This is a genomic window from Kitasatospora sp. NPDC036755 (genome assembly GCF_040636595.1).
Classification (GTDB): domain Bacteria; phylum Actinomycetota; class Actinomycetes; order Streptomycetales; family Streptomycetaceae; genus Kitasatospora.
This window is the reverse complement of sequence record NZ_JBEZUT010000473.1, coordinates 1-4,836: the sequence shown is the minus strand read 5'-3', so window position 1 is coordinate 4,836 and position 4,836 is coordinate 1. Positions and strand designations below refer to the sequence as shown.

At 75.7% G+C, this 4,836-nt stretch carries 6 protein-coding genes and 2 pseudogenes; 6 read left to right on the top strand and 2 right to left on the bottom strand.

All coding sequences use genetic code 11. The features are described from left to right. A pseudogene (locus tag AB0E96_RS38230) lies at window positions 1–55 on the bottom strand (hypothetical protein); the annotation flags it as partial. A gap of 50 nt (window positions 56–105) precedes the next feature. Between AB0E96_RS38230 and AB0E96_RS38225 the strand changes: the two are divergent. Together AB0E96_RS38225 and AB0E96_RS38220 are read left to right on the top strand one after the other, a co-directional pair. After that, window positions 106–1,011: pseudogene (locus tag AB0E96_RS38225) on the top strand (serine hydrolase domain-containing protein); the annotation flags it as partial. 57 nt (window positions 1,012–1,068) lie between these two features. Continuing rightward, window positions 1,069–1,587: a gamma carbonic anhydrase family protein gene (locus AB0E96_RS38220; RefSeq protein ID WP_359831010.1), complete on the top strand. Its 519-nt coding sequence runs from the start codon at window positions 1,069–1,071 to the stop codon at window positions 1,585–1,587. Window positions 1,588–1,593: 6 nt separating this feature from the next. Here AB0E96_RS38220 and AB0E96_RS38215 read toward each other — a convergent pair whose 3' ends face one another. Next, entirely contained in the window at window positions 1,594–2,814 is a 1,221-nt protein-coding gene (locus tag AB0E96_RS38215) for an MFS transporter (protein WP_359831008.1), read from the bottom strand. 217 nt (window positions 2,815–3,031) lie between these two features. Between AB0E96_RS38215 and AB0E96_RS38210 the strand changes: the two genes are divergently transcribed. The 4 genes from AB0E96_RS38210 to AB0E96_RS38195 all read left to right on the top strand — a co-directional run. Further along, on the top strand, window positions 3,032–3,277 hold the full coding sequence (locus AB0E96_RS38210) for a DUF2277 domain-containing protein (protein WP_359831007.1): 246 nt from the start codon (window positions 3,032–3,034) through the stop codon (window positions 3,275–3,277). A 15-nt stretch (window positions 3,278–3,292) separates the two neighbouring features. Beyond that, window positions 3,293–3,529 carry a DUF6296 family protein gene (locus AB0E96_RS38205; RefSeq protein ID WP_359831005.1) on the top strand — a complete coding sequence of 79 codons (237 nt, stop codon included), beginning with the start codon at window positions 3,293–3,295 and terminating at the stop codon, window positions 3,527–3,529. Window positions 3,530–3,574: 45 nt separating this feature from the next. Continuing rightward, window positions 3,575–3,859: a DUF427 domain-containing protein gene (locus AB0E96_RS38200; RefSeq protein WP_359831004.1), complete on the top strand. Its 285-nt coding sequence runs from the start codon at window positions 3,575–3,577 to the stop codon at window positions 3,857–3,859. Between the two features lie 55 nt (window positions 3,860–3,914). Continuing rightward, window positions 3,915–4,836, top strand: a 922-nt coding sequence (locus AB0E96_RS38195) for a hypothetical protein (protein ID WP_359831002.1), incomplete at its 3' end; no start/stop codon positions are given.

Sequence of the window (4,836 nt, the reverse complement as noted above, 5' to 3'; positions counted from 1 at the left end):
CCTGGTGGAGGAGGGCGTGGGTCAGCTCGTGTTCGAAGATCTCGGCGTCGTCCTTGGACGCGAAGTAGCCGTGCTTCTCGCCGGCGGCGCGGTAGCAAGACCTTCGTCGCCACCACGCTGCTCCAGCTCGTCGGCGAGCACCGGCTGGACCTCGACGACCGCCTGGAGTGCCTGCTGCCCGGCGTCGTCCCGAACAGCGCCGCGATCACCGTCCGGCAACTCCTCGACCACACCAGCGGCGTCGCCGAGTACGCCCAGGACCGGGCCTTCGACTTCCAACGGCCGCAATGGCTCGACGGCGGCCGCTTCAGGCACTACGGCCTCCAGGACCTGGTGGACATCGCCAACCGCTACCCGCCCGACTTCCCGCCCGGCCAGGACTGGCGGTACTCCAACACCAACTACGTCCTGATCGGGATGGTCGTCGAGAAGCTCACCGGCCGCAGCTGGAACGAGGAGGTGACCCGCAGAATCATCCGCCCGCTCGGCCTCTCCGGCACCCGGATGCCCGGCGACTCGCCCGTCCTCCCCGGCCCGCACGCCCACGGCTACCTCAAGACCGCCACCGGCCCGGTCGACGTCACCCTGCTCAACCCCTCGATGGCCGGCCCGGCCGGCGCCGGCGTCTCCACCACGGCGGACCTGACCGCCTTCCTCGACGCCCTGCTCGGCGGCCGCCTGCTGCGCCCGGCCGAACTCGCCGCGATGAAACGGACCACCGCCCACGGCGAGGGCCGGACGTACGGCCTCGGCCTGCAGCGCCTCGACACCCCCTGCGGCTCCTTCTGGGGCCACGCGGGCGGCGTCCCCGGCTACAGCACGATGATGCTCGGCGCCCCGGACGGCGGGCGGGCGTTCGCCGGGAGCACCACCGTCCACGACGCCCCGGAGGCGCCCGCCAACGCCGCCTGGAACACGGTGATCGTGACGGCGCTCTGCGGCGCCCGGCCCGCGGCCCCCGCGACCGCCCCCGGCGCGGCCGGACCCGACCTCGCCCGCACGGCACCCTGACCGACCCCCTACGCTGACCGGCGACCCAACGGCCCACCGTCACCAGGAGGACGAGCCATGGCAGAGCCGCTGATCGCCGCAGTCGGGGGCAGGGAGCCCGCCGTCGACCCGGGAGCCTTCGTGGCGCCCAACGCCGTCGTGGTCGGGGACGTGACCGTCGCCGCCGGTGCCGGCGTCTGGTACGGCGCGGTGCTGCGCGGCGACGCCGAGTCGATCAGCGTCGGCGCGGGCAGCAACATCCAGGACAACTGCACCCTGCACGCCGACCCCGGCTTCCCGCTGGTGGTCGGCGAACGGGTATCGGTCGGCCACAACGCCGTGCTGCACGGCTGCACGGTCGAGGACGACGTCTTGGTGGGCATGAACGCCACCGTGCTCAACGGCGCCCGGATCGGCACCGGCTCGCTGGTCGCGGCCGGCGCGGTGGTGCCCCAGGGCATGGCCGTCCCGCCCGGCTCGCTGGTCGCCGGCGTCCCGGCCAGGGTCCGGCGCGAGCTGACCGAGGACGAGAGGGCGGGCATCAAGGCCAACGGCGCCGGCTACCAGCTGCTCGCCGAGGCCCACCGGGAGATCTAGACCGGTCTAGACCGCCGTCACCTTCCCGTCGACGGCCACCGCGGTCACCCCGGCCGCCGCCGGTTCCGTCGCCACGGGGGCGGGCCGGCGCCGGTCGGCCGCCCAGGCGAGCACCGCGATCAGCGTTCCCGCGGCGGCCAGGCCCGCGCCGACCAGCGTCGGCGCGGTCCAGCCGAACCCGGCGGCCAGCGCCAGCCCGCCGAAGTACGCGCCCTGGGCGTTGGCCAGGTTGAAGGCGCCCTGCACCGTCGCCGAGGCCAGGGTCGGGGCGCTGCGCGCCTTCTGGAGCACCAGGGTCTGCACGGCCGGCACGATCGCGAAGCCGAACAGCCCGATCAGCACCACGGTGACGGCCGCCGACCAGCGGGCGTGAGCCGTCACCGCGAACAGCGCCAGGGTGGCGGAGAGCAGCACGAAGGCCGCGCAGACGGTCGGCCGCAGCGCCCGGTCGGCGGCGAACCCGCCCAGCACGTTGCCGATCGTCATGCCGACCCCGAACAGCGCCAGCACCAGGGTCACCGAGCCGGTGGCGTACCCGGAGACCTCGGTGAGCAGCGGCGCGATGTAGCTGTAGCAGGCGAAGAAGCCGCCGCAGCCGAACACCACGGTGGCCAGCGCCAGCCAGAGCTGCCCGCTGCGGAAGGCCCGCAGCTCGTGTCGGAGCCCGGACTGGCCGGGGGAGGGGAGCGCGGGCACCAGCCGGGCGATGGCGGCCGTCCCGGCGGCCGCGATCAGCACGACCACCAGCATGGTCGCCCGCCAGCCCAGGTGCTGGCCGAGCAGGGTCGCGGCCGGGACGCCGACGATGTTGGCGACGGTCAGTCCGGAGAACATCACGGCCACCGCCCGGGCCCGCCGGTGCGGCGCGACCAGCTCGGCCGCCGCCACCGCGCCGGCCCCGAAGAAGGCCCCGTGCGGCAGCCCGGTGACCAGCCGGGCGGCGGCCAGGGTCCAGAAGTCGGGGGCCAGCGCGCACAGCAGGTTGCCGGTCGCGAACAGGCCGGCCAGCGCCACCAGGACGGCCTTGCGCGGCCGTCCGGAGGCCAGCGCGGTCAGCAGCGGCGCACCGACCACCACCCCCAGCGCGTACGCCGAGATCAGCCAGCCCGCCTGCGGGATGGAGACGTGGAGGCTGTCGGCGACCTGGGGGAGCAGGCCCATGGCGGCGAATTCGGTGGTTCCGATGGCGAACGCGGTGACGGCCAGCGCGAGCAGCGCGAGAGGCAAGGGGGGACTCCGGAGTGATGCCGACGGACCGGGGAAGCGCGCGGCGGGGCGAAGGGCGGGGTGGGGCGAAGGGCGGGGACGACGGTGGGACGGGCGGCCGGACGAAGCGGGACGAATTCGTTCGTCCGGCATCCTAATCCGGCCGGGTGACGGCGTCGTGAGGTGCGTGTGACGAACGGGGGTCGCCGACCCGGCCGAGGCGCGCGAGACTGGGAGCATGTGCCGCAACATCAAGACCCTGCGACCTCCCGTCACGCCCGACGCCGACGAGGAGGACTTCCACGCCGCGGCCCTCCAGTACGTCCGCAAGGTGTCCGGGTTCCGGGCCCCCGCGGCGCACAACCGGGAGGCCTTCGACCGGGCCGTCGAGGCGGTCGCGGAGGCCACCGGGCGGCTGCTCGCCGAGCTGGAGGTCCGCGGCCCGCACGCCCGGGCCGCCGTGCCGGCCGAGGCCGCCGGGTAGGCGGGAGCCGGTGTGATGAACCGTGCCGAGCGCTACGCCCTGACCTTCCCCGGTACCCCCGGCACCCAGGCCCCGCAGGACGTCGTGGTGGTGACCCGCACCGACGCGACCGGCCCGGGCGGCCACCCCGTGTACGAGGACGAGACCGGCATCGTCCGGGCCGAGATCAGCGCCGCCGGCGAGGTCCGGATACTGGCCAGCGGCGGCCACCAGGAGCCGAACGGGCCGGTGCACGCCCACCCGCTATCCTGACCGGAAGCAGCGGCGCGGAACACCTCCGTCAGGCACAATCACGGTATGACCACAGCGAGTTGGCAGGGCGTCGTCATCGCCGAGAGCGACGACACCGTCGTCGTCGAGGGCAACCACTACTTCCCGGCCGAGGCGGTGCGCACCGAGTACCTGCGCCCCTCGGAGACCACCACGGTGTGCGGCTGGAAGGGCACCGCCGGCTACTGGACGGTGGAGGTCGAGGGGCGGACCAACCCGGACGCCGCCTGGTTCTACGCCGACCCGATGCCCGGAGCCGAGCACGTGCGCGACCGGGTGGCCTTCTGGCGTGGGGTGGAGATCGTCGAGTAGGCGGCCCCGGCCCCCGGGCCGTGCCGCCGCCCAGCGAAAGGGGCACCGGATTCCCATGGCAGTCTTCCGCAGGCCCGGCCGCTCCCGGCCGGCCGTCGAACCGGATCCCGCCGGCTCCGGCCCGACCGAGCCCGACCGGGCCGGAGCCGAGCTGACCGAGCGGCTCGCCGAACTGGTCGAGGAGTCCGAGCGGCCCGTCGGCGAGGGCCCGGTCGCCGCGTACGCGGCACGCCGGCGCGGCCGCGGCCGCGCCCTGGTGCTGCACACCGCCCGACTGCTGGGCCAGGGCGGCCGGGCCGCCGCCAGGGGAGCGGCCAAGGGCGCCGCGTACGGCGGCAAGGCGCTGACCGAGCAGCTGGTGCGGACCGCGCCGCGGATCCCGGTGCGCGACCTCGCCACCCTGCGGGCGCAGCACCCGGACGCCGCCTTCCCCGAGCAGCTGGCCGACCTGCTGGTGGCCGGCGCCGTCCGGGCCTCCGGCGCGCTCGGCGCGGGCGTCGGCGCGGCGGCGATGCTGCCGGTGCCGCCCGCGATGCCGGCCGAGATCGCGGCCGAGACGCTCGCGGTGGCGGCCGTGGAGGTCAAGCTGATCGCCGAGCTGCACGAGGTGTACGGCACCCCGGCCGTGGGCACCGCCACCCAGCGGGCAGGCGCCTACCTCGGGGCCTGGGCCGACCGCCGGGGGATCGACGCGAGCCTGCTGGTGCGGCCCGCCGGCTTCGCCGCGCTGGCGATCGGCTCGGAGGTGCGCCGGAAGCTCGGCCGCCGGCTGACCCGCAGCTCGCTGCGCCACCTGCCGGCGGTGACGCCGCTGCTGGTCGGCGCGGGAATCGGCGCCACCATGAACCGCCGCGACACCCGCCGGCTGGCCGACGAGGTGCGGGAGGACCTGCGCGGGCGGCGGCCGGTGGACGGCGACTACTGGGCCGCGACCGCCCCGGCGCCGGTGGGCGGGACGGCCCAGCCGGGGGAGCGGG